We start from the raw sequence: 25,019 nt of genomic DNA on the forward strand, positions 1-25,019 counted from the left end.
ACCTCCTAATTTATCATCGTCGTATTTGATTGACTTTGCACGTGCAGATGACAGTAAATTAAGTCAATAAAAAGAGCATACCCGGTTTCTCTTTTCCCTGCCCCAGCTCCTGTTAACGTAATATCACCAGACATATTGCATGAATACGTAATGGCATTTGTTGCACCGCCAATGCTTGCTAAAGGATGAGTAAGAGGAATTTCAACGGGCTTCACAGATGCGTGTACAACACCGTTTTCTCGTTCTTCCACCGTACCGAGCATCTTCCAACATGATTGCTTTTCCTTTGACGCTAAGATAGCCTCTCGAGTTAAAGTATTTAACCCTTCTCGCTCCACTTGTTCTACAGTAATATCCTTACCCATGACAGCATTTGCTAGGATAACGACTTTGTACATGGCATCGTAACCTTCTACATCACTCGTTGGATCTGCCTCTGCATATCCTTTTTCTTGTGCTTCCTTTAAGGCACTTTCATACGAAAAGCCTTTTTCCATTTGTGTAATCATATAATTGGTTGTGCCGTTTAAAATTCCACTAATCTTCGTAATTTTATTTCCAATTAATGTTGTCTTTGGAAGTCGTAATGACGGCGTTCCGCTCATAACAGTCCCCTCATAGCCAAGAAACACGTTGTTTTCTTTTGCTAGACTCTCAAGCTCTTTTAATGCAAGAGCGATAGGGCCTTTATTCGTCATCACAACGCTCTTTTTATGTTGAAATGCAGTCTTACAATGAGTGATAGCTGGCTCTCCTGTTTTTACATTTGTATAAGTAGCTTCAACAACGACATCTGCGTTGCTTTCAATAATGGTTGCAATGGCATCAAGATCACGAATTAAACCTTTTGACTGAGGATAATCTTCAAGGGAACCTGTGGTTTCTAATGTATGAAGTAGTAGCTCTAAATCAAGACCCTCCGGATCATAGAGAGATCCCTTCTTAAAATCAGAGATGGCAACAACCACTGGATGAAAACCAACCTCTTCTTTCGCCTTCTCACCATGTTGAATTAGGTGCTCCACGAGGCCTTGCCCGACCACTCCAAACCCGAGTAATGCTAATTTAAGCTTCATTGTCAATTCCTCCTTGTAATGCAGCCAACGCTGTTGAAGCTAGCAATGTCGCCCCTTTCTTCAGACAAGCTTCATCAATTTGAAAAAGCGGCGTGTGTAAATCATATTGACCATGTTCTGGTTTACATCCTAAAAAGAACATAGCTGCTCGCGCCTTTTCTGCTGTATAGGCAAAATCCTCACTCCCCAAACCATAGGGAGCATCCACGATACGATCATTTGGGTAAAGCGTTTTAGCAGTGTCGACAATGACATCAATAGCCTCACCGTTATTTACAAGAGCAGGCTCACCAGACTCTATTAGGCAAGTTCCTTCTCCCCCAAATACATTAGCTAGTGTAAACGCTTTTCTAATTTCATTTATTAAGTAGGTTCGTGTAGCTGCCGAGTAACAACGGATGGTTCCTTCCACGTATACCTCTGACGGAATCACATTGTTAGCCCTTCCACCTTGAACAATGCCTATACTTAATATAGCCGCTTCTAACGGCGAAACGAGTCTATTTTGTAAACTATATAATGCAGGCAAAACTTGAGATAGAAGCCAGACTGGATCTGTTCCTAAGTGAGGATATGCGCCATGTCCACCAGTCCCTTTTATCGTTCCTTTAAACACATCGAAGCTGCCCATCGCTGGTCCTTTGTAGACTTGAATGGCATCGGGTGTGAGCCACGGGCACATGTGGAGAGCGAATGCCATATCAACATCGTCGTACACACCTTCTTTTACTAAATACAATCCACCTGATGTATTCGTTTCGTCCGTCGATTCTTCTGCTGGCTGGAACACAAATTTGATTGTACCTGTTACTGATGTATGATTGATTTGTTCTGCAAGCAACGTTGCAGCACCTAGTAAAATAGCCGTGTGAGCATCATGACCACACGCATGCATTATCCCTGGATGTTCACTAGAAAAGGAGACATCTGCCTCCTCATGAATGGGTAATGCGTCCATATCTGCACGTAAAGCAATGGTTGGTCCAACCCCATTCGATAGTGTCCCTACTACCCCATAGCCAACGTTTGACTGAAAAACGGTCATTCCCGGTATGTTTTCTAGCTGCTTTTTGACGAAAGCAGAGGTTTCTTTTTCTTGAAAACTACATTCGGGGTATCGATGCAAATGACGTCGCCACTCAATAAGCTTTTCTTCCATTTTTAGGGCATATGCTTTTAACACTTCCACCTTAAACGCCTACTTCCACTGCCTTAAATGCTTGTTTAAAATCTTGAATAATATCATCTGCATCTTCAATCCCACATGATACACGTATGAGCCCTTCTGGTATGCCCATGGCTGCACGCTCTTCTGGTGTACATTCCACGTGACTTGTTGTTCTTGCAGGACCTACTGTCGTCTCTACAGCACCTAAATTAGCCGCTCGGTTAGCATACTGTAATTTCGGCAATAAATGACGAACTGTATCCACTCCTCCAGTAACAGCAAAACTCAACATACCACCAAAGCCTGACATTTGTTCTTTTGCAATTGCATGATTTGGATGGTCTTCAAGACCTGGATAAAAGACTTGTTCTACCCCTTCAACTGTCTTTAAATACGTTGCGAGCTTCATTGCTGTTTCTGCCTGTCTCTTTACTCGCAGATCTAACGTTTTCATACCACGCAATAGAAGGTAAGCGGCCCATGGATCCATCGTTGCACCGTTAATTTCACGGTAATGATAGATGGCTTCGATCAGGGCATGATCATAGCCTACGACGACACCGCCTAATGCGTCTGCATGACCACCTAAAAATTTCGTAGCGCTATGCAGAACAAGATCGGCTCCAAGTTGCAACGGATTTTGATTAATTGGGGTAGCGAATGTATTATCGACAACCACTAATGCTCCTGCTTGATGGCCTGCTTGGGCACATTTCTTTATATCCGTAATTTTCACAGTTGGATTTGTCGGTGTTTCTAAATATAAAATTTTACACCCTTTTGCGGTTTCTTCTATTAGTTGTTCATGATTGCCAGTTTCACAAAACTGCACATCCACACCTATGTTTGGCAAAAATTCTGTAAAAATTTTATTCGTTCCCCCATACGTATCTTTAATTGTCACAACACGATCACCAGGGCGAAGAAAGGTATATAACGTGTTAGAAATGGCGGCCATTCCCGTAGAAAAACTCGTCGCCGCGTTAGCACCTTCTAATACTTTAACTTTATCTTCAAATGCTTGCACAGTTGGATTTGTATTTCGTCCATATATATGACCTTTTTTGCGTCCAATTGCAACTTCATACCACTCATCCATATCGTCATAACCAAATGCAACGCTAGGTATAACAGGCACTTGAGTTGCTCCATGTACAAGATACTCTTTTTCTCCTGCCCAAACGGCTTGGGTTGCTAATGATGGTTTGTGTTGTTCTGTCAAATCTCTCATCCCCTTATTTTTGATTACGATGCAGAGTCAATCGACGTATTCGATAATAACTGTCTAGGAAAATCTGCAAGAAGCTCACAACTATCCTTTGTGATCCGAATCGATTCACTAATCTCGACGCCAAAATCTTCGTACCACATACCAGGAATCACATGAAACGCCATATTCTCTTTTAACTCTGTCTGATCCCCTTTTCGTAAGCTTGCAGTATGCTCACCCCAATCCGGTGGATAATTCAAACCTGTTGAATATCCTAAGCGAGACTCCTTCTTTAGTCCATATCGATTAATAGTTTTTTGCCAGACTGCTTCTACTTGTTCACACGTTACGCCAGGTTTAATAAATGCCATCACTTCGTTCAACCCTTCTACAACAATGTCTGCTACATCTGAAACACGCTGCTGTGGTTTTCCAATTGTAATCGTTCGGGCTAAAGGAGCATGGTAGCGCTGATGACAACCTGCTAGTTCAATGATAACCGTTTCTTCACTAGGATAACGTTGATCCGTCCATGTAATATGTGGAGCACCTGTTTTTATTCCAGCAGGTAACAACGGAACAATAGCTGGGTAATCCCCACCACCTTCATCCGTTCCTGAGAGTTGTGCATGGTAAATATCAGCAACAACATCACATTCTCTTGCACCGGCTTGAATGGCATTCATACCTGCATACATAGCTTTAGCAGCAATCTTTCCCGCTTGCTTCATATAATGGATCTCTTGCTCTGATTTTATGATTCTGACCCAGTTTACGAGGTTGGTAGCATCGACAAAAGTTGCATTTGGTAAAGCTTCTTTTAAGCGATGATGAGCTTGAGCAGTATAGTAATACGTATCCATCTCAACACCAATGGATCGATTCGATTGACCAATATCGGAAAGAACCTTGCCGATAAAATCCATTGGGTGCTCTTCTCGAGACTGGACAAAATAGTCGGGATAAGAGATGATCCGTTCATGCATAAGCCATGTTGTCTGCTTCGCAACATTTGCATCCATTCCTCTACCAAGCCATATGGGCTGTTCTTCATCAATGAGTAGGACTAACATTTGATGAACATAAAAGGACCAGCCGTTAAAACCAGAGAGGTAATTCATATTAGCTGGATCCGTTATAAGTAAGACATCAATACCCCTTTTTTCCATCTTCTTTTTTGTATTCGCAATTCGTGCTTGAAACTCCTCTAACGTGAACGGGAACATTTTCTGGCCTCCTTAAAGATGCAAGCTAATCTCTACTTACAGTATATAGAGACCCTCTATTGAACGTAATGGAAAAAATGTATGAAAATTAGGTATATTCATTATACATTTTTCTTTCCATTCCCTTTTTTCCTTTAGTCGCAAGGATTCTGAGCGTCAGATCTTATTCCATAAAAAAACACCTACATCTGAGGTGTCTCCATATTCTTCTTTATTTGATACGTACGGATACATAAATCCAACAAAAAAAGGTTATCAGGATTTGCAAGAGATAAACCTGTAATGGTTTCAATTTTTCTAAGTCGATATAATAAAGATTGACGGTGAAGGTGTAAAACACGGGCTGTTTGTGACACTTTATTTTGATTTCGCTGGTATACTATAAAGGTTTCAAGTAGATCAATTTCTCTCATTATCGAATAATCAATAAGCGGTTGAACGTATCCTTTGATTAATTCTTGAATTTCATCAACTGTTCCAATTTTATGCATGACTCGATCAATTTTCGTATCGCTGAAATAAATTCGACTTCCTTTACCAAGTCGACCCAAACCTAATTGCAGGGCTTGCTTGGCTTCTGCAAAACGAGCTGCAAATCTATTGGGCTCAATGGCTGCATCTCCTATTGCCCAAGTAAGTTCAACATCAGGTAATAAATGATCCAATCTTCGGTATAATAAGTCCAAAAAACTATTGACCGTTGCTTTATAATCTTCAGCAGAAACTTCTAGGAAGATGATTAATTGACTATCTAAAAAAGTTGACATACACCCTCGTTCAATCGTTGAACCTGCAAAATAAATTTCTTCCTCAATGTAATGAATCATACTCGATAACCATTCTTCATAAGTAGCCGTTTGACCAATTTTCGAAAATAACGTCTCGAAATTATGGGGAAAGCCAACGATTGCAAGATAAGATAAATGCAAATTGTAGCCAAATGCACGTGCTTTTGCATATAAAGGTTTTGAGTGAATGCCATTAGCTAAATCGGCAACAAAATTGTCTCGAATTCGTGCCTCCGCCTCTTGAACAGCGTTTTCCTGTAAGAACCAGAAAGCCGCGGCCGTTACTGTATGCTCTAAAATGATGAAAAAGCTTTGTTCATCCACCTTGTCTGATTCACTTAATGGCGTTGTGAACATATAGCCTTGAATATCATGATTTGTTTGGATAATTGGTAATACGTATAACGTATCCTTTTCCACAACAATTTCTTGAATTTTGCTTTCAAGAGGATGGTGTTCGCTTGAAAAATCAAATGCTCTCACATCGTTTACTGCATGTCGTACTTTCTTTTCAAATGAATGGGAAACGAGATGACTTTTTCCCTTCAATGTACCGGCATGATCTGTTATCACAATGGGTACTGCCATACAGTTTGAAACATGGTCAGCAATAGTTGACAAACGATTGCCTGCAAGAGTAAGGGAGAGTAATTCTTGTTGAATATGTTGCGTAAATTGAAGGTGCTCTTGCTTCTGATCTAACAAGCGAGCAGTAACCGCTTGTGTTAGGTCAGCAAATCGTATTTCCCATGGCAAAAATAGAATGGGTAATTCATGTTCTTCTGCTAATGCTTTCGCATCTTCATATAATTCAAATATATAACGACCTGTTGCTACCGCTAACGCAGCAGCTTCAGATTTAATCACATCAGATACAAACTCATAAAATTGTTTTGGATCATGACCGTAACCAATACCTGTTGTTAGAACAAGTTCGTGTTTACGTATAAAGTTCTCTACTGGTGCCTCGGTTATAGAGACCCACTCCACTTGTTTATTGCCTACATGATTAACAGCTGTTTTAATGGTAGCAGGCTTCATGATATCTAATTTCATGATTTCATTTAACGTTAACACGGATTTGCCCTCCCTATTTTGCAGCTATCTCTCTCAATAAAGAGAAGGTTTGCGATCTTTTAATAATGGAATATCTTCTCTAATCTGTTCAACTTCCTTTTTCTTTAACGTTGCAAGAATTGTTCCTTCATCTTCAGTTGCTTCTTCTATTACATCACCACTTGGACGAATGACCACTGAATGACCACCATAGGCAGTTTGGGTATCAGAACCTATTCGGTTAACGCCAATAACGTATACTTGGTTCTCAATCGCTCGTGCTTGAAGCAACGTACGCCATACAGCGGTTCTTGCTCTTGGCCACTCAGCTGGAATGACTAACACATCTGCACCTGCTAACGTTAGTTTTCTTGCTAATTCAGGAAAACGTAGGTCATAGCAAATCATTGTGCCTATCGTTAACCCATCTAAAGTAAACAAATGAGGCGGTTCTTGGCCAGCTGCAAAAAAGTCGGGTTCGTTTAGCATTGGCACTAAATGCACTTTATCATATTGATTAATCAATGCCCCTTCTTTGTTATAAACAAGAGCTGTATTGTAAAACTTATTTTCTCTTTTTGTAACGATTGATCCTCCAATTATATGCACCTTATGCGTGTTAGCAAGTTCAACCATAAAGGCTTTTGTTTCTTCTTCTTGAGACGCTATCTGCTCTAATTGATCATACGCATAACCTGAAGACCATAATTCAGGTAAAATAACACAATTCACACTTTTCTCTTTACAAAGCTGTTTCATCCACGCTGCAACACGCTCACTATTTTTCTTCACATCACCAAGTTCGATGTCCCCTTGATACAGTGCCACTTTCATTTTTAATCAACTCCCTCTTTCATTTATGTACCCGAATAGTGAAAAAAGAAGCAGCCACAATAGAACTGCTTCTTTCATTTTCTTAATTAAACCAGCCAGATACAGTATCAGTAAGACTCGTCCACATGCTTGAGAAGAATGAACCTATACCTCTCATAGACATTGTAAACCAACCAGCTTCTTCGATATCTTCTGTTGCAACTAATGCAACTCCACTTAACTGTGTTCCTTGAATGTATTCCGTTGGATCATCAAAGTTCACTTTTAACGTACCAATACGCTCGCCTTCGCTTATTGGTGCGACAAGTTCTCCGTTTTCATTCAAGAGCTCTTCATCAAGGACGACTTCAAGCGTGTAGTCTTGATTTGCATTTTTTTGGGTTGATACATTCAAGTTTTCAGAAGTGACGACTGACACCTCTGTTTCTTTACCGCCACTAACAGTAAACGTATTGTCTTCGGGCTCTTGTCCTTCTTCCACAACAGTAATGTCTTCGAACTGATCAAATCCATAATCAAACAATTTTGCTGTTTCATCAAAACGTTCAGTTCTAATTTGTGGATCTCCAGCATTCATTACAACGGTGATCAGTCGTGTACCATCTCGTAAGGCTGTTCCTGTAAAACTGTTCCCAGCAGCATCGGTTGTACCCGTTTTTAATCCATCTGCGCCTTCGTATTCATGACTCATACCTGGTAACATTTGATTCCAGTTTGGCATATTCACGGTTTCATCTGGTCCCGCTTGAAATTCAGCAAAAGGAATACTTGCTGTTTCTAATACTTCCGGGTAGTCATTTAAAAGATGAAAAGCAAGTTGTGCAACAGAACGAGCAGACATAGTTGTTTCCGCATCTGCTGGGGTCCCGTCTGGATGATGACCATCTAAACTAGAATTCGGTAATCCACTTGAGTTGACAAAGTCATAATGATCAAGACCTAATTCTGCTGCTTTTTCATTCATTTGCTGAACAAATGCCGATTCTGATCCAGCAATATGAGAAGCAAGTGCCATTGTTGACGCATTTGCAGAATAGATAGCCATTGATTCATAAAGGTCCTTCACCGTATAATCATAATCTGAGCGTAGCATTACATTTGAAAGACCGCCTTGATGAGATAAAGGATATAAATGATCTTCAATTTGAACAGTATCATCCCAAGAAACTTGGCCTTCTTCAATCGCTTCAAATAATAAATACTCAGTCATCATTTTTGTCATACTTGCGATAGCTAACTGCTCATCTATATTATCTTCATAAAGGATTTGACCTGTATCTCCATTTATCATAATTGCAGCCGACGCATCAACATTAATTGTATTTGCATCTGCATTTTGATAAGGTACTGTTACTAGAGCTAAAATCAACGTGAACAACAAAGACATTCTTGCCCACTTCGCTCGGTTATTTCTTTTCAAAAATGACACCTCCACTATTTCTACACATGTTTCTTATTGTATCATGCTAACATACAAAAAAATAGATAGGGAAGTCCCTATCTATTGGTCAAAAGTTTGTCGATTATAACGAATAATTTGGCGCTTCTTTTGTTATTTGTACATCATGTGGGTGGCTCTCTTTTAAGCCTGCACCAGTGATCCGGACAAATTGGCCTTCTTCTCTTAAATTTGTTAATGTAGCCGTTCCACAGTAACCCATACCAGCACGAACACCACCAACTAACTGGTGAACCGTATCTGCTAACGGTCCTTTATAAGATGTACGTCCTTCAATACCTTCTGGAACGAGCTTTTGATTATTTTCCTGGAAATAACGATCTTTACTTCCCTTTTCCATTGCTCCCAGGGAACCCATGCCTCGATAAACTTTGTATTGACGACCTTGATAGATTTCAGTCTCACCAGGGCTCTCAGAAACACCTGCCAGCAAGCTACCAAGCATTACAGCATGTCCACCAGCAGCTAATGCTTTAGTAATATCTCCAGAGTACTTAATCCCACCATCAGCAATAATTGGTACACCATGTTTTCTTGCTTCGGTCGCACAATCATACACTGCGGTAATTTGCGGAACACCAATTCCAGCAACAATACGTGTTGTACAAATAGACCCTGGACCAATTCCTACTTTCACTACACTAACTCCAGCTTCAATCAATGCCTTTGTGCCTTCAGCAGTAGCAACATTCCCTGCAATAATGGTTAGGTCAGGATAATTAGCTCTTACAGCAGCTACTTTATTTAACACACCCTGTGAATGACCGTGTGCAGTATCAATGACAATTGCATCGGCACCTGCTTTTACAACCGCTTCAATACGAACATCAGCATCTGCAGACACACCAATGGCTGCACCTACAAGAAGACGACCTTGCTTGTCTTTAGCTGAGTTAGGGAATTCAATTACTTTTTCAATATCTTTAATGGTAATTAACCCTTTTAACACACCTTCATCATCAACAAGTGGTAATTTTTCAATCTTATATTTTTGTAAAATTTTCTCTGCTTCTTCTAAAGTCGTTCCAACCGGCGCTGTAACAAGACCTTCCTTCGTCATAACATCATCAATTTTAATGGAATAGTCTTCAATAAAGCGTAAGTCGCGATTTGTAAGAATCCCTACTAAGTGTTGAGATTCGTTTACGATAGGTACACCTGAGATACGATATTTACCCATTAAGTGCTCAGCATCAAATACTTGTCGATCCGGCGTTAAGAAAAATGGATCTGTAATAACACCACTTTCTGAACGTTTGACTTTGTCAATTTGTTCCGCTTGCTCTTCAATGGACATATTCTTGTGAATAATCCCCATACCACCTTCACGAGCAATCGCAATAGCCATTTCCGATTCCGTTACCGTATCCATCCCAGCGCTTAAAATTGGAATATTTAACTTTACATTATCACTTAACTTTGTTGCGACTGAAACATCTCTTGGAAGAATTTCAGATTTAGCCGGTAAAAGCAAAACATCATCAAATGTTAAGCCTTCTTTTTTAAATTTATCGTCCCACATCGTATTTGCCCCCTTAAAAAAGCCAGAAAATATTATTAGTAGCTTATCAACTGGGCAAACTACTGTCAAGACAAGGGTTTAAGTAGCACTTTTCTGAATTCACTATACATAAGGATGGATCCCTCTATGAATGATTTTACCTTTTTCGAATCGGCCAGCTTTACACAAGATTTTCTAAAAGAACAGTATCAGCTTATTGAAAAAGAAGATGTTGCCTCTTCAAAGAGCTACATGAATTCTTACCGATTTATGTATCATATTCAACATGGTCAGCTTTACTACACTCAGGCTAAACAAGCTCCTGTAGCGATAAAGCCGATGCTTTTATTTTACGGAGTCTCTCAGCTTCTAAAAGCCTGCATTCTTAAATACGACCCAGACTACCCAGCAAAATCATCTGTATTGTCTCACGGTGTCTCAACACGAAAAAGAAAAAAGCAAGGCTATTCGTTTTTAGCCGATGAAGTAAAAGTACAACAAGATGGTTTGTTTCCACATCTAATGCAAAAAATGTTTCACATGAAACCAAATCAATATTCTGATAAATACTCCATGGCTCTCTTATTTAAACAACTACCACCGATGCAAGATGCTTTTGTTCATCTGCTTTCTGAACAACCTTATTACTACGGAACGCTTCACGAAAATCAAACACTCACATTTCCTTCTAGTGTGCTTGATGCTTACCATATGACAGCTGAACGTTTTAAAGATTATTTAATTAGCTATGGGTACAACCATTCGTTAAACGTTAGTGAACAGAGGGAAACTATTGTCTTACACCCTATTGATGTACTAAAAGAACGAAACATTAGTCCTCTTTTATTTGTAAATGAAAACACATATGCTCTCCATTCAGCCAAAACAGACTACATGAAGCTTCCCACTTTAATGGTCTACTATCTTGTTCTCTACAATCTCAGCATGATTTGTCGATATGAAACAGAATGGTGGGGAGAAAGACTGCATACATTGGATTGCGACGAAATGCCGTTCATTAAGAATTTCTTAGACCTTGTAGAAAAAGATAGTCAACATGTTGTTCTCACTAAATTACTTCAACGCTAACCTAATTTATTATCGAGGTCGATAGCCTGATTCATTTAAAAGTCGTTTACAAGCCTCTTATGCCATGAAACGGGTGATGTCTAGTATTAATCCCCTATGATTAGCTTTATTCTTTAATAAGCTCTCTACTGCTTATGTGGGTTCCTTTAAGACCACACTTGTAATTAGTGTCTCATCTCTCTAAAGATTCCAGCTCTTTTGCGCCTTTCATTCTACGAAAAAAAAGACACCTTTTCAGGTGTCTTTCTCATTGCCAGGCAACGTCCTACCGCTCCACGGTGATTTTCTTCGAGGACGTTCCTCTTGTTGATGGGTTCCCTATGCTTCCCATGAGGCTTCACGAAAACAACCCTTTCGTCTCACTGGGGAAGCACGCTGCTTTCATATGATTACTTTTTTATTTGGCTCGCTTCTGCCGAAGCGCAGCTCTTTTGCGCTTTTTTTCTACGCAAAAAAGACACCTTTTCAGGTGTCTTTCTGATTGCCTGGCAACGTCCCTTAGCTCCACGGTGGTTTTCTTTGAGGACGTTCCTCTCGTTGATAGATCCCCGATGCTTCCCATGAAGCTTTTACGAAAACAACCCTTTCGTGTTTCATATGATTACTTTTTTATTTGGCTCGCTTCTGCCGAAGCGTAGCTCTTTTGCGCTTTTCTTTCTACGCAAAAAAGACACCTTTTCAGGTGTCTTTCTCATATGCCTGGCAACGTCCTACTCTCACAGGGGGAAGCCCCCAACTACCATCGGCGCAAAAGAGCTTAACGACCGTGTTCGGCATGGGAACGGGTGTGACCTCTTTGCTATTGCCACCAGACTTTGGTTTACTTCAGATAAGCGTCGGGCTTTTTTGTCAGTTTCCTCTTTCCTTTTCAGTCACGTACGTGAGTACGCTCCTTCAAGTCCATCGTCACTTCCGCAAATCCCTTGCTTCTCTTTGTAAAACTCATTTGTTAAAAAGAATCGGTGATTCTTTCAAAACTAAATCAAATCATCATACTCAAACTCAAGAAATTTAGGATAAGCCCTCGACCGATTAGTATCAGTCCGCTCCATGTGTCGCCACACTTCCACTTCTGACCTATCAACCTCATCATCTCTAAGGGGTCTTACTGGCTTACGCCATGGGAAATCTCATCTTGAGGGGGGCTTCATGCTTAGATGCTTTCAGCACTTATCCCGTCCATACGTAGCTACCCAGCGATGCTCCTGGCGGAACAACTGGTACACCAGCGGTATGTCCATCCCGGTCCTCTCGTACTAAGGACAGCTCCTCTCAAATTTCCTACGCCCGCGACGGATAGGGACCGAACTGTCTCACGACGTTCTGAACCCAGCTCGCGTGCCGCTTTAATGGGCGAACAGCCCAACCCTTGGGACCTACTTCAGCCCCAGGATGCGACGAGCCGACATCGAGGTGCCAAACCTCCCCGTCGATGTGGACTCTTGGGGGAGATAAGCCTGTTATCCCCAGGGTAGCTTTTATCCGTTGAGCGACGGCCCTTCCATACGGCACCGCCGGATCACTAAGCCCGACTTTCGTCCCTGCTCGACTTGTAGGTCTCGCAGTCAAGCTCCCTTATGCCTTTGCACTCTACGAATGATTTCCAACCATTCTGAGGGAACCTTTGGGCGCCTCCGTTACTGTTTAGGAGGCGACCGCCCCAGTCAAACTGCCCACCTGACAATGTCCCTGACCCGGATCACGGGTCGAGGTTAGAATGTCAGCACCATCAGGGTAGTATCCCACCGACGCCTCCACCGAAGCTAGCGCTCCGGCTTCCAAGGCTCCTACCTATCCTGTACAAATGGTACCAACACTCACTATCAAGCTACAGTAAAGCTCCATGGGGTCTTTCCGTCCTGTCGCGGGTAACCTGCATCTTCACAGGTACTATAATTTCACCGGGTCTCTCGTTGAGACAGTATCCAAGTCGTTGCACCATTCGTGCGGGTCGGAACTTACCCGACAAGGAATTTCGCTACCTTAGGACCGTTATAGTTACGGCCGCCGTTTACTGGGGCTTCAATTCAGAGCTTCTCCCTTACGGGATAACCCCTCCTCTTAACCTTCCAGCACCGGGCAGGTGTCAGCCCCTATACTTCGCCTTACGGCTTCGCAGAGACCTGTGTTTTTGCTAAACAGTCGCTTGGATCTATTCACTGCGGCTCTCTCGGGCTTTAACACCCTAATAGAGCACCCCTTCTCCCGAAGTTACGGGGTCATTTTGCCGAGTTCCTTAACGAGAGTTCTCCCGAGCGTCTTAGAATTCTCTTCTCGCCTACCTGTGTCGGTTTGCGGTACGGGCACCTGTATTCTAACTAGAGGCTTTTCTCGGCAGCGGAGGATCAGGGATTTCGGACCCTTGGGTCCTTCACGGTCACAGCTCAGCCTTCACGGAACACGGATTTGCCTATGTTCCAGCCTTGCATGCTTCGACGCGCACAGCCAGCGGCGCGCTCACCCTACCTTTCTGCGTCCCCCCATCGTTCAAACAAATACGAGGTGGTACAGGAATATCAACCTGTTGTCCATCGCCTACGCCTTTCGGCCTCGGCTTAGGTCCCGACTAACCCTGAGCGGACGAGCCTTCCTCAGGAAACCTTGGGCTTTCGACGGAGGGGATTCTCACCCCTCTTTTCGCTACTCATACCGGCATTCTCACTTCCAAGCACTCCACTAGTCCTCACGATCTAGCTTCACAGTCCTTGGAACGCTCCCCTACCCAATCCCTACTGGGATTGCCATAGCTTCGGTGATACGTTTAGCCCCGGTACATTTTCGGCGCAGAGTCACTCGACCAGTGAGCTATTACGCACTCTTTCAATGATGGCTGCTTCTAAGCCAACATCCTGGTTGTCTAAGCAACTCCACATCCTTTTCCACTTAACGTATACTTGGGGACCTTAGCTGATGGTCTGGGCTGTTTCCCTCTTGACTACGGATCTTAGCACTCGCAGTCTGACTCCCGAGTTAAAGTTTTTGGCATTCGGAGTTTGACTGAATTCGGTAATCCTGTGGGGACCCCTCGTCCAATCAGTGCTCTACCTCCAAAACTCATCACTCGAGGCTAGCCCTAAAGCTATTTCGGGGAGAACCAGCTATTTCCGAGTTCGATTGGCATTTCACCCCTACCCACACCTCATCCCCGCATTTTTCAACATGCGTGGGTTCGGGCCTCCAGTCGGTGTTACCCGACCTTCACCCTGGACATGGGTAGATCACCCGGTTTCGGGTCTACGACAACGTACTTACTCGCCCTATTCAGACTCGCTTTCGCTACGGCTCCGCCTCATCAGCTTAACCTTGCACGTTATCGTAACTCGCCGGTTCATTCTACAAAAGGCACGCCATCACCCGTTAACGGGCTCTGACTAGTTGTAGGCACACGGTTTCAGGATCTCTTTCACTCCCCTTCCGGGGTGCTTTTCACCTTTCCCTCACGGTACTGGTTCACTATCGGTCACTAGGGAGTATTTAGCCTTGGGAGATGGTCCTCCCGGATTCCGACGGGGTTTCACGTGTCCCGCCGTACTCAGGATCCACTCTGGAGGAAACGAAGTTTCAGCTACAGGGCTGTTACCTTCTTCGGCTTGTCTTTCCAGACAATTCACCTACTCCGTTTCTTTGTAACTCCGTATAGAGTGTCCTACAACCCCAAGAGGCAAGCCTCTTGGTTTGGGCTGATTCCGTTTCGCTCGCCGCTACTCAGGAAATCGCATTTGCTTTCTCTTCCTCCGGGTACTTAGATGTTTCAGTTCCCCGGGTCTGCCTCACCCTGCCCTATGTGTTCAGGCAGGAGTACCATCCCATTACGGATGGTGGGTTCCCCCATTCGGAAATCTCCGGATCAAAGCTTACTTACAGCTCCCCGAAGCATATCGCTGTTCGTCGCGTCCTTCATCGGCTCCTAGTGCCAAGGCATTCACCGTGCGCCCTTTCTAACTTATCCATTTTGACGTCCGATAAACGTTGAATCTCATCGTCTGGTACGCGCTTCTCATTCAGTCACGTAGACAACTACGCTCCTTCAATCGAACACTTCCATCCTCGATCTTCTTGTTTCTCTTTGTCAAACAGTTAACCTAAAAGGTTTATGAATTCTTGACGTCTCGTTCAAACAGTTGTAACACCGATGAACAAAACTAATTTGAGTTGATTGATTATGATTTAGTTTTCAAAGAACCAAGTTTGACGTCCGATAAACGGCGAATCTCTTCGTCTGGCACGTGCTTCTCATTCAATCACGTAGACAACTACGCTCTCTCAATCGAACACTACCATCCTCGATTTTCTTGTTTCTCTTTGTCAAAACACTATAAGAATGAAACAGAGTTCATTCAAAACTGAACAAAAGATCCAAAGCGCTATATGACCCGAGGTCATACATCGACTAGAGTAAAAACTCCATAGAAAGGAGGTGATCCAGCCGCACCTTCCGATACGGCTACCTTGTTACGACTTCACCCCAATCATTTGTCCCACCTTAGGCGGCTGGCTCCAAAAGGTTACCTCACCGACTTCGGGTGTTACAAACTCTCGTGGTGTGACGGGCGGTGTGTACAAGACCCGGGAACGTATTCACCGCGGCATGCTGATCCGCGATTACTAGCAATTCCGGCTTCATGTAGGCGAGTTGCAGCCTACAATCCGAACTGAGAATGGCTTTATGGGATTGGCTCCACCTCGCGGTTTCGCTGCCCTTTGTACCATCCATTGTAGCACGTGTGTAGCCCAGGTCATAAGGGGCATGATGATTTGACGTCGTCCCCACCTTCCTCCGGTTTGTCACCGGCAGTCACCTTAGAGTGCCCAACTAAATGCTGGCAACTAAGATCAAGGGTTGCGCTCGTTGCGGGACTTAACCCAACATCTCACGACACGAGCTGACGACAACCATGCACCACCTGTCACTTTGCCCCCGAAGGGGAAGCTCTGTCTCCAGAGTGGTCAAAGGATGTCAAGACCTGGTAAGGTTCTTCGCGTTGCTTCGAATTAAACCACATGCTCCACTGCTTGTGCGGGTCCCCGTCAATTCCTTTGAGTTTCAGCCTTGCGGCCGTACTCCCCAGGCGGAGTGCTTAATGTGTTTACTTCGGCACTACGGGCATCGAAACCCCTAACACCTAGCACTCATCGTTTACGGCGTGGACTACCAGGGTATCTAATCCTGTTTGCTCCCCACGCTTTCGCGCCTCAGCGTCAGTTACAGACCAGAGAGTCGCCTTCGCCACTGGTGTTCCTCCACATATCTACGCATTTCACCGCTACACGTGGAATTCCACTCTCCTCTTCTGCACTCAAGCTTCCCAGTTTCCAATGGCCGCTCGGGGTTGAGCCCCGAGATTTCACATCAGACTTAAGAAGCCGCCTGCGCGCGCTTTACGCCCAATAATTCCGGACAACGCTTGCCACCTACGTATTACCGCGGCTGCTGGCACGTAGTTAGCCGTGGCTTTCTGGTGAGGTACCGTCAAGGTACCGGTAGTTACCCCGGTACTTGTTCTTCCCTCACAACAGAGCTTTACGACCCGAAGGCCTTCCTCACTCACGCGGCGTTGCTCCGTCAGACTTTCGTCCATTGCGGAAGATTCCCTACTGCTGCCTCCCGTAGGAGTCTGGGCCGTGTCTCAGTCCCAGTGTGGCCGATCACCCTCTCAGGTCGGCTACGCATCGTCGCCTTGGTAAGCCGTTACCTTACCAACTAGCTAATGCGCCGCAGGCCCATCCCTTAGTGACAGCTAGACGCCGTCTTTCAAAAGAGAATCAGGTGATTCTCTTTATTATCCCGTATTAGCTCCGGTTTCCCGGAGTTATCCCAGTCTAAGGGGCAGGTTACCTACGTGTTACTCACCCGTCCGCCGCTAACGTCCGGGAGCAAGCTCCCTTCTGTCCGCTCGACTTGCATGTATTAGGCACGCCGCCAGCGTTCGTCCTGAGCCAGGATCAAACTCTCCGTTAAAAGTGTTTGACTTGCTCATTTGCACAATTTAAAGCTGTGTCTAACTTCATTGACGAGATACCTTGTATCTCTTTTTACGCTTGGCTTTTGTTCAGTTTTCAAAGAACTCGTTTGCGCCTCGATCTCTCTTGGCGACTCAATTAATATACCATTTTCTCTCGTATAAAGTCAACAACTTTTTTAAAAGAAATGGTAAGTTGTTTGCGCCTCTCTTAAGAGGACAAGTAATAATATATCATTCTATTAATAAACCGTCAACTGTATTTATGAATTTATTTAATTTATTTTTTCTACCCATTAAGTTTCGAGCAACCACGCTGTCCTTTTACGTAAACTAGATTTGTTGATACACCATAGTTCCTTTTCAACTAAAAAGAACAGCATCTGCTAGCATGCTGTTCTCTGTCTAATTAGAGAGCCTTTGTATTCGATTAAATCTATTTACATTAACTATTTGTTGATTGTCCTGCATCAACATGTAAAACCTGGCCAGTCACAAACCGAGAATCATCTGATGCTAAATACACATACGTGGGTGCTAACTCAAAAGGTTGACCAACTCTTCCTACTACATTATCTACTGGTAAGGCATTATCATCTGCTGTAAAGCTAGATGGAATAAGCGGCGTCCAAATCTTACCTGGTGCTACTGCATTTACACGTATCCCGTTCTTTCCGACTTGTTTCGCTAGAGCTCTCGTCCATCCTACGTTCGCTCCCTTTGTCGCCGTATAATCAACAAGCTGTGGTTCCCCTACATACGTTACGACGGAGGATGTCATAATAATAGAGCTTCCAGATTTTAAATAGGGCATAGCAGCTCTCGTTAAGTAGAAATGCGAGTACACATTCACTTTAAACGTGTAATCAAATTGTTCGTCCGTTATATCGGTAATTGATTGCTGGGGAAACTGGATACCAACGTTGTTAACAACAATATCAATCTTTTTAAATGCCTCAATCGCACGTCGCACAATTTCTTCATTTTTTTCTTTTAAACTTACATCACCAGAAATAAGTAGACAACGGCGTCCTAATTCCTCGATCCTATTCTTCGTTCGGTAGGCATCCTCATGTTCATGTAAATAACTAATGACACAGTCAGCACCTTCCTTTGCAAACGCAATCGCCGCTGCGGCCCCAATGCCACTATCACCACCTGTAATAATGGCGACTTTATCCTCTAGCTTGCCAGAACCTTTGTATTGCTCATTTTCTATAATAGGAAGTGGTACCATTAGTGACTCAATTCCCGGCTGTTCCAATTGTCTTTGTTCAGGTCCTGTTAAATTTAGTTCCTCATAGCGTGTAATCTTCCCAAAACTAGGATATAGGGGGTATGTTCCTTCTTTCATGTTTGATTTAAACCATTGTTGAAGTTCTTCCATCTCACGCTTTTTGTCAGATTCATTGGTCATCTTATCACCTCAATAGTCTTACACTATGAATAGGCGATTACCTACGTGCACGTCTTTTTTATTGAGAGACATACTTCTCTCGTATCGACTTTGCATATAGTAAGTGAAAAAGGAGGAGAAGTCTCATGAAGTTTACCTTTTATCCCGAAGTCACCCTGCTTACAACGAACGATCCATCAGAACACGAGCGTATGCACTATTTAGGGGAATCCTGGCTAGTTCCAAAAATAGGACCTAGACCTCCCTATTATGCTCATCCTCGACTTGAACCAGCTTACCCAATCCTTTAAGACGAAAAGAAACTGTCCAAAAGGACAGTTTCTTTATTCTTCATTCGATTCAGTTGTTTCTTCTATAGCATTTGTAGCATCTGTCGTTTCTAATTCTTCGCTATCCTCAAGATCCTCTACATCTTCATCCTGAATGTTAACGCGGGCAACTGTTGCTACCTCTTCGCCTTCCTGAACACGAATGAGCGTAACCCCTTGTGTATTTCTTCCGGTTGTTGAAATACCCTCGACAGTGGTACGAATAATAATTCCATTCGCCGTTACAATCATAATGTCATCGTCTTCGCCTACCATTTTCAATGAGATAAGCGGACCGTTTTTGTCGGTTACGTTACATGTCTTAATGCCTTTACCGCCTCGGCTCTGAACACGGTATTCATCCAGCTCTGTTCGTTTTCCATACCCTTTTTCTGTTACAACAAGCACCTTTTGGTCTTCGTTAATAACATCCATTCCAACTACACCATCATCATTTGAAAGAGTGATCCCTTTTACACCACCAGCAGTTCGTCCCATGTCACGAACATCCGTCTCATGAAAACGAATAGCCATACCCTGCCTTGTGCCAATCATCATCTCTCGATCCCCGTCGGTTAAACGGACACCATGCAATGAGTCGCCTTCACGCAAGTTAATAGCAAACAGACCACCTTTACGGATATTTGCAAATGCGGATAACGTTGTTCGCTTCGCAATACCATGTTCCGTTAAGAAGAATAAATATGAGTTGTCGTCAAATTCTTCAATTGGAATCACTGTACTAATCGTTTCACCTGGTTCAATTTGCAGGAGATTAATGGCTGGGATTCCTTTTGCCGTTCGTCCCAATTCAGGAATTTCATACCCTTTTAAGCGATATACTTTTCCTTTGTTCGTAAAGAATAAGATAGTATGGTGCGTATTTGTTATAAACAAATGTTGAACAAAATCATCATCATTTGTTCCCATTCCTTGTATTCCTTTACCACCACGTCTTTGCGCTCGATACGTGGAAACTGGTAGACGCTTCACATATCCGTTATGCGTAATGGTAATGACGATATTTTGACGAGGAATCAAATCTTCATCTTCAAGATGTTCTTCACTCATTGAGATAACCGTTCTGCGTTCATCATTAAATTTCTGCTTGACCAATTCTAATTCCTCGCGAATGACTTCTAACACACGTTCTTCGCTGGCTAAAATGGCTCTTAGCTCTGCAATACGGGCCATTACTTCTTGATACTCTTGTTCTAACTTATCTCGTTCAAGACCAGTTAGTCTTTGTAATCTCATATCTAAAATGGCTTGCGCCTGATCATAGCTAAGTTCAAAGCGTTCAATCAATCCATTACGTGCAATTTCAGCTGTTGCTGATGCACGAATTAGCGCGATAATCTCATCAATATGATCTAAGGCTATACGCAGCCCTTCTAATATGTGTGCACGAGCCTCTGCTTTATTTAAATCAAATTGGGTCCGTCTACGAATGACTTCTACTTGGTGTGCTAAATAATGTTCTAACGCCTGCTTGATATTCAATACTTCAGGTTTGCCGTTAACGAGTGCTAACATATTAATCCCGAAACTTGTCTGCAAAGCCGTTTGCTTGTACAAATTATTTAAAATGACGTTCGGGTTTGCGTCACGACGGACATCAATCACAATGCGCATCCCATTACGGTCAGATGAATCTCTCAGCTCCGTAATACCTTCTATTTTTTTATCACGAACGAGTTCGGCAATTTTTTCAATTAACCGCGCTTTATTTACTTGGTAAGGAAGTTCAGTCACAATAATAGACTGCTTGCCTTTATTTTCTTCGATTTCTGTTTTTGCTCGTACCATAATGGATCCGCGACCAGTCGTGTACGCTTTACGAATTCCAGAACGTCCTAAAATTTCTCCACCAGTTGGAAAATCAGGACCAGGAATGTGCTCCATTAAGTCTGGAATGGTTATCTCTGGGTCTTTCGATAATGCAAGCACACCATCAATTACTTCCCCTAGCTGGTGAGGAGGAATGTTCGTCGCCATTCCAACGGCAATACCAGAAGTACCGTTCACTAAAAGGTTTGGAAATCTTGCTGGCAATACTTTAGGCTCGCGCTCCGTCCCATCATAGTTATCGTCAAAGTCAACTGTGTCCTTGTTTAAATCACGCACAAGTTCCATTGAGATTTTTGACATCTTTGATTCTGTGTAACGCATCGCTGCCGCTGAATCTCCATCAATAGATCCAAAGTTTCCATGTCCGTTAACGAGCATATAACGATAGCTAAAATCTTGCGCCATACGAACCATCGTATCGTATACAGAAGAATCTCCGTGTGGGTGATACTTTCCTAAAACTTCTCCAACAATTCTTGCCGATTTTTTAAAGGGTTTGTCAGGAGTCATTCCTAATTCAAACATTGCATATAGAATACGGCGGTGAACCGGCTTCATTCCATCTCGTGCATCAGGAAGTGCTCGGCTAACAATAACACTCATGGCATAATCCATGAATGATTCTTTCATCTCTTCATCAATTAATCGTTCTCTAAGTCTCGACACATCTTCTTCAGCCATACAAAAACCTCCGCAACAGACTAAGTTACATCCTTAGTCCTCCTCTTAAATATCCAAGTTCTTAACATACTGTGCGTTCTCTTGAATGAAATCGCGTCGTGGCTCTACTCGATCACCCATTAACACTTCAAAAATTTCGTCTGCTTTTATCGCATCTGCTAGAGTTACTTGAAGCATATTTCTTGTGTCTGGATCCATTGTGGTTTCCCACAATTGAGTAGCGTCCATTTCCCCTAGTCCTTTATAACGCTGAATTCCAACCCTCGTTCGATCTTCAATGGTTGAGAGATGTGCATCTAATTCTCGATCTGAATAAACATACGTTACATTATTTTTTCCTTGTTCCACTTTATATAATGGCGGTTGAGCAATATACACAAAACCACTTTCAATTAATTCACGCATATAGCGATAGAAGAATGTAAGAATGAGCGTCCGAATATGGGCACCATCTACGTCTGCATCAGTCATAATCACAATTTTGTGGTAGCGCGCTTTTTCTATATCGAACTCTTCGCCAATACCCGTGCCAATTGCTGTAATGATCATCCGGATTTCATTATTTGCTAGAATTTTATCCAAACGGGCTTTTTCTACGTTCAAAATTTTTCCTCTTAGAGGCAAAATCGCTTGGATATGAGGATCTCGTCCACCTTTAGCAGACCCACCGGCCGAGTCACCCTCTACAATAAATAATTCGCTAATGGTTGCATCTTTAGAAGAACAGTCTGTTAACTTACCAGGTAGTGAACTGACTTCTAACGCACTTTTGCGGCGTGTTAATTCACGTGCTTTCTTTGCAGCCTCTCTAGCTCTTGACGCCATTAAGCCTTTATCTACGATTTTTCGTGCAACCGTAGGGTTCTCTGCCATAAAACGTGAAAAGCTTTCAGAGAAGAGAGAGTCCGTAATGGTTCTTGCTTCACTGTTCCCTAGCTTTGTTTTCGTTTGTCCTTCGAATTGAGGTTCTGGAATTTTAACAGAAATAATAGCCGTTAATCCTTCTCGAACATCTTCACCGCTAAGATTCGGATCATTCTCTTTAAATAAGCTATTCTTTCTTGCATAATCGTTAATAACACGTGTTAAACCCGTTTTAAAGCCTGATTCATGTGTACCACCTTCGTGGGTATTGATGTTATTCGCAAATGAATAAATGCTGCTTGTATAGCCATCGTTATATTGAACTGCCACTTCGACGGTTAATCCTTCTTTTTCACCTTCAACATGGATAGGTTCAGCATGAAGCGCTTCTTTTGTACGATTTAAATGCATAACGAAAGAAGAAATACCACCTTCGTAATAATACGTAGCTGCTTTTCCATCTTCTGTTCTTTTATCAGCAATGTGAATCGTAAGCCCTTTATTTAAAAAGGCAAGCTCTCTTACACGACTTGCTAATGTATCGTAATCAAATTCTAACGTCTCTTTAAAAATGTCACCATCGGGCTTAAACGTAATAACGGTCCCTGTTTTTTCAGTCTCACCAATGATGTTTAAATCCTCTTGAGGCACACCTCTTGAATAAGATTGCTTATGGATTTTCCCGTCTAAATGAACGTTTACTTCTAAGTAAGTTGATAACGCATTTACAACAGATGCCCCTACACCATGTAAGCCACCTGAGACTTTATAGCCGCCTCCGCCGAATTTTCCACCTGCGTGAAGAACAGTCATAATAACTTCAACTGCCGGTCGACCCATTTTTTCTTGAATTCCAACAGGTATACCACGACCATTATCTTCCACCGTAATAGAATTGTCTTTTTCAATCGTTAATGTAATGGTGTCACAATAACCAGCCATTGCCTCATCAATACTATTGTCGACAATTTCCCAGACTAAATGGTGTAAGCCTTTTTGGCTTGTCGAACCGATATACATGCCAGGTCGTTTTCTTACTGCTTCTAATCCTTCAAGTACTTGTATTTGGCTTTCATCATACGTTTGATTTTGATCATTTTCCAACATTTTTCACCTTCTCGTTAGGGGTCCTATCCATTGGTTTCTTCTTCCTCAAATAAACGATCTAGCACATTCTCTGTTGAGCGTTTATAGAGTGTTTGTGTGGAAACCGGAGAGTAGTACACATGATGATTTGTTACAATGACGCTTTTAATCGCGTCCGTTACATTGCCGATACACGTTTTTTGTATCGTTTGATTTTCAAGAAAAGCGAGTGTGTCTTTCGGTAACGCTTCTTCAACATATGGAAAAATACCAACAATCCGGTTAATTGGTAAAATAATATCTCCACCTACATGAATATACATCGTTTACTCCATTCGTTTGATTTCACCTTGGGTTACAGTAAAAATGCACGCTTCTTGCCGAACACTTTCATGTAGTCCGCTAATGGATGTCGTTGTTACAAACGTTTGTACGCGATTTTGAATCGTTTCTAGTAAATGAGATTGTCTATAATCATCTAGTTCTGATAGTACGTCATCTAGTAAAAGAACAGGATATTCGCCGACTTCATCATGAATTAAATCAATTTCTGCTAATTTAAGAGATAATGCTGTCGTTCGCTGTTGCCCTTGAGAACCGAACTTTTGAACATCTAAGTCATTAATGGTAAAAGCTAAATCATCTCGATGCGGCCCAAACAAGGTTGTTCCTCTTCTTACTTCTTCTTCTTTTTTCACTTCATACTTTTTTTGCATCGCTATTTTTATTTTCGACAGATTCCCCTCTTCTGATACCTCTAAAGAAGGGATATATTGAAGTCTTAACACTTCTTTACCTCTGCTAATCGAATCGTGAATCGGAACAGCCCATTTCTCTAGCTGTTTCGTAAACTCTCCACGCTTTTTCATAATAAAAGCCGCTCGCTCAATCATTTGTTCTGTTAAAATATCAAGCATTGTAAAATCTGTCGAACGCTTTTGCTGCATCGTTTTCAGTAAAACATTGCGTTGTTTCATTATTTTGCCGTAATGAGACAACTCATAGAGATAAACCGGACTAATCTGCCCTAACTCCATATCAATAAAACGTCTTCTTGTCTGCGGGCTTCCCTTAACCAGCTCTAAATCTTCCGGTGCAAACATGACGACGTTAATCGTTCCGACATAATCACTTAAACGTTTTTGTTCTAGCCCATTTATCTTACCGCGCTTTCCTTTCTGCGAGATAATCAAATCAAGCTCGACTTGACCAGTCCGATTTTCACCTTCGATATGAATTCGAGAAAATTCGTCATCGAATCGTATTAATTCTTTGTCTTTATTCGATCGATGGGATTTCGCAAGAGAGATTACATAAATCGCTTCTAGTAGATTGGTTTTACCTTGTGCGTTTTCTCCAATAAACACATTCACTTTATCACCAAACGACAGGGAAGCTCTCTCATAATTACGATAGGACGTTAATTCAATTTTTCTTATTAGCAT

The 25,019-nt window shown here is 42.5% G+C and carries 15 protein-coding genes and 3 rRNA genes; 2 read left to right on the forward strand and 16 right to left on the reverse strand.

Annotated features, from left to right (window positions below):
• Nucleotides 1-5: 5 nt before the first annotated feature.
• The 8 genes from BK583_RS00505 to guaB form a co-directional block, all read right to left on the reverse strand.
• Nucleotides 6-1,076: a homoserine dehydrogenase gene (locus tag BK583_RS00505; protein WP_055737761.1), complete on the reverse strand. Its 1,071-nt coding sequence runs from the start codon at nt 1,074-1,076 to the stop codon at nt 6-8.
• On the reverse strand, nt 1,066-2,265 hold the full coding sequence (locus BK583_RS00510; RefSeq protein WP_236702489.1) for a M20 metallopeptidase family protein: 1,200 nt from the start codon (nt 2,263-2,265) through the stop codon (nt 1,066-1,068). Before BK583_RS00510 ends, BK583_RS00505 begins: the two co-directional genes overlap by 11 nt.
• Nucleotide 2,266: 1 nt before the next feature.
• Nucleotides 2,267-3,466, reverse strand: a complete 1,200-nt coding sequence (locus tag BK583_RS00515) for a cystathionine gamma-synthase family protein (protein WP_236702490.1) — start codon at nt 3,464-3,466, stop codon at nt 2,267-2,269.
• 23 nt (nt 3,467-3,489) lie between these two features.
• Nucleotides 3,490-4,680, reverse strand: a complete 1,191-nt coding sequence (locus BK583_RS00520; RefSeq protein ID WP_038484771.1) for a M24 family metallopeptidase — start codon at nt 4,678-4,680, stop codon at nt 3,490-3,492.
• Nucleotides 4,681-4,862: 182 nt separating this feature from the next.
• A complete protein-coding gene (locus BK583_RS00525) occupies nt 4,863-6,545 on the reverse strand; it encodes a PucR family transcriptional regulator (protein ID WP_055737763.1) in 1,683 nt (560 codons plus the stop codon).
• 33 nt (nt 6,546-6,578) lie between these two features.
• The gene (locus BK583_RS00530) at nt 6,579-7,358 is read right to left on the reverse strand and encodes a carbon-nitrogen family hydrolase (RefSeq protein ID WP_038484765.1); all 780 of its coding nucleotides are present in this window, start codon (nt 7,356-7,358) and stop codon (nt 6,579-6,581) included.
• 82 nt (nt 7,359-7,440) lie between these two features.
• The gene (locus tag BK583_RS00535) at nt 7,441-8,778 is read right to left on the reverse strand and encodes a D-alanyl-D-alanine carboxypeptidase family protein (RefSeq protein WP_236702491.1); all 1,338 of its coding nucleotides are present in this window, start codon (nt 8,776-8,778) and stop codon (nt 7,441-7,443) included.
• A gap of 103 nt (nt 8,779-8,881) precedes the next feature.
• Nucleotides 8,882-10,339: an IMP dehydrogenase gene (gene guaB, locus BK583_RS00540; protein ID WP_055737764.1), complete on the reverse strand. Its 1,458-nt coding sequence runs from the start codon at nt 10,337-10,339 to the stop codon at nt 8,882-8,884.
• Between the two features lie 126 nt (nt 10,340-10,465).
• Here guaB and BK583_RS00545 point away from each other — a divergent pair, with 126 nt between their 5' ends.
• Nucleotides 10,466-11,407: a YaaC family protein gene (locus tag BK583_RS00545; protein WP_055737765.1), complete on the forward strand. Its 942-nt coding sequence runs from the start codon at nt 10,466-10,468 to the stop codon at nt 11,405-11,407.
• A gap of 697 nt (nt 11,408-12,104) precedes the next feature.
• Here the strand turns inward: BK583_RS00545 and rrf are convergent.
• The 4 genes from rrf to BK583_RS00565 all read right to left on the reverse strand — a co-directional run bounded on the left by rrf (nt 12,105) and on the right by BK583_RS00565 (nt 18,784).
• Nucleotides 12,105-12,220, reverse strand: a 5S ribosomal RNA gene (gene rrf, locus BK583_RS00550).
• Between the two features lie 199 nt (nt 12,221-12,419).
• Nucleotides 12,420-15,356: ribosomal RNA gene (locus BK583_RS00555) — 23S ribosomal RNA — on the reverse strand.
• A 461-nt stretch (nt 15,357-15,817) separates the two neighbouring features.
• Nucleotides 15,818-17,366, reverse strand: a 16S ribosomal RNA gene (locus tag BK583_RS00560).
• Together the 16S, 23S and 5S rRNA genes form the textbook arrangement of a ribosomal RNA operon.
• A 446-nt stretch (nt 17,367-17,812) precedes the next feature.
• Complete coding sequence (locus tag BK583_RS00565) at nt 17,813-18,784, reverse strand: SDR family oxidoreductase (protein ID WP_055736076.1); 972 nt, start codon at nt 18,782-18,784, stop codon at nt 17,813-17,815.
• Nucleotides 18,785-18,909: 125 nt separating this feature from the next.
• On the opposite strand from BK583_RS00565, the gene BK583_RS20560 reads away from it, so the two are divergent.
• Entirely contained in the window at nt 18,910-19,074 is a 165-nt protein-coding gene (locus tag BK583_RS20560) for a hypothetical protein (protein WP_166740383.1), read from the forward strand.
• A 33-nt stretch (nt 19,075-19,107) separates the two neighbouring features.
• Here BK583_RS20560 and gyrA read toward each other — a convergent pair whose 3' ends face one another.
• Genes gyrA through recF form a run of 4 tightly spaced genes read right to left on the reverse strand, consistent with a single transcriptional unit; the run spans nt 19,108 to nt 25,019 of the window.
• Nucleotides 19,108-21,624, reverse strand: a complete 2,517-nt coding sequence (gene gyrA / locus BK583_RS00570; RefSeq protein WP_038484754.1) for a DNA gyrase subunit A — start codon at nt 21,622-21,624, stop codon at nt 19,108-19,110.
• Between the two features lie 45 nt (nt 21,625-21,669).
• Nucleotides 21,670-23,592, reverse strand: a complete 1,923-nt coding sequence (gene gyrB, locus BK583_RS00575) for a DNA topoisomerase (ATP-hydrolyzing) subunit B (RefSeq protein ID WP_169789536.1) — start codon at nt 23,590-23,592, stop codon at nt 21,670-21,672.
• 26 nt (nt 23,593-23,618) lie between these two features.
• Nucleotides 23,619-23,897, reverse strand: coding sequence for an extracellular matrix regulator RemB (gene remB / locus BK583_RS00580; RefSeq protein WP_051667704.1), 279 nt, complete (start codon nt 23,895-23,897; stop codon nt 23,619-23,621).
• 3 nt (nt 23,898-23,900) lie between these two features.
• Nucleotides 23,901-25,019 carry a DNA replication/repair protein RecF gene (gene recF / locus BK583_RS00585; RefSeq protein WP_038484748.1) on the reverse strand — a complete coding sequence of 373 codons (1,119 nt, stop codon included), beginning with the start codon at nt 25,017-25,019 and terminating at the stop codon, nt 23,901-23,903.

The organism is Shouchella oshimensis, from assembly GCF_002019765.1.
GTDB lineage: Bacteria > Bacillota > Bacilli > Bacillales > Bacillaceae_D > Shouchella > Shouchella oshimensis.

Coding starts and splice junctions, on each gene's coding strand:
- BK583_RS00505 (WP_055737761.1), bottom strand. CDS start 1,076: ATGAAGCTTAAATTAGCATTACTCGGGTTTGGAGTGGTCGGGCAAGGC.
- BK583_RS00520 (WP_038484771.1), bottom strand. CDS start 4,680: ATGTTCCCGTTCACGTTAGAGGAGTTTCAAGCACGAATTGCGAATACA.
- BK583_RS00530 (WP_038484765.1), bottom strand. CDS start 7,358: ATGAAAGTGGCACTGTATCAAGGGGACATCGAACTTGGTGATGTGAAG.
- guaB (WP_055737764.1), bottom strand. CDS start 10,339: ATGTGGGACGATAAATTTAAAAAAGAAGGCTTAACATTTGATGATGTT.
- BK583_RS00545 (WP_055737765.1), top strand. CDS start 10,466: ATGAATGATTTTACCTTTTTCGAATCGGCCAGCTTTACACAAGATTTT.
- BK583_RS00565 (WP_055736076.1), bottom strand. CDS start 18,784: ATGACCAATGAATCTGACAAAAAGCGTGAGATGGAAGAACTTCAACAA.
- BK583_RS20560 (WP_166740383.1), top strand. CDS start 18,910: ATGAAGTTTACCTTTTATCCCGAAGTCACCCTGCTTACAACGAACGAT.
- gyrA (WP_038484754.1), bottom strand. CDS start 21,624: ATGGCTGAAGAAGATGTGTCGAGACTTAGAGAACGATTAATTGATGAA.
- remB (WP_051667704.1), bottom strand. CDS start 23,897: ATGTATATTCATGTAGGTGGAGATATTATTTTACCAATTAACCGGATT.
- recF (WP_038484748.1), bottom strand. CDS start 25,019: ATGCTAATAAGAAAAATTGAATTAACGTCCTATCGTAATTATGAGAGA.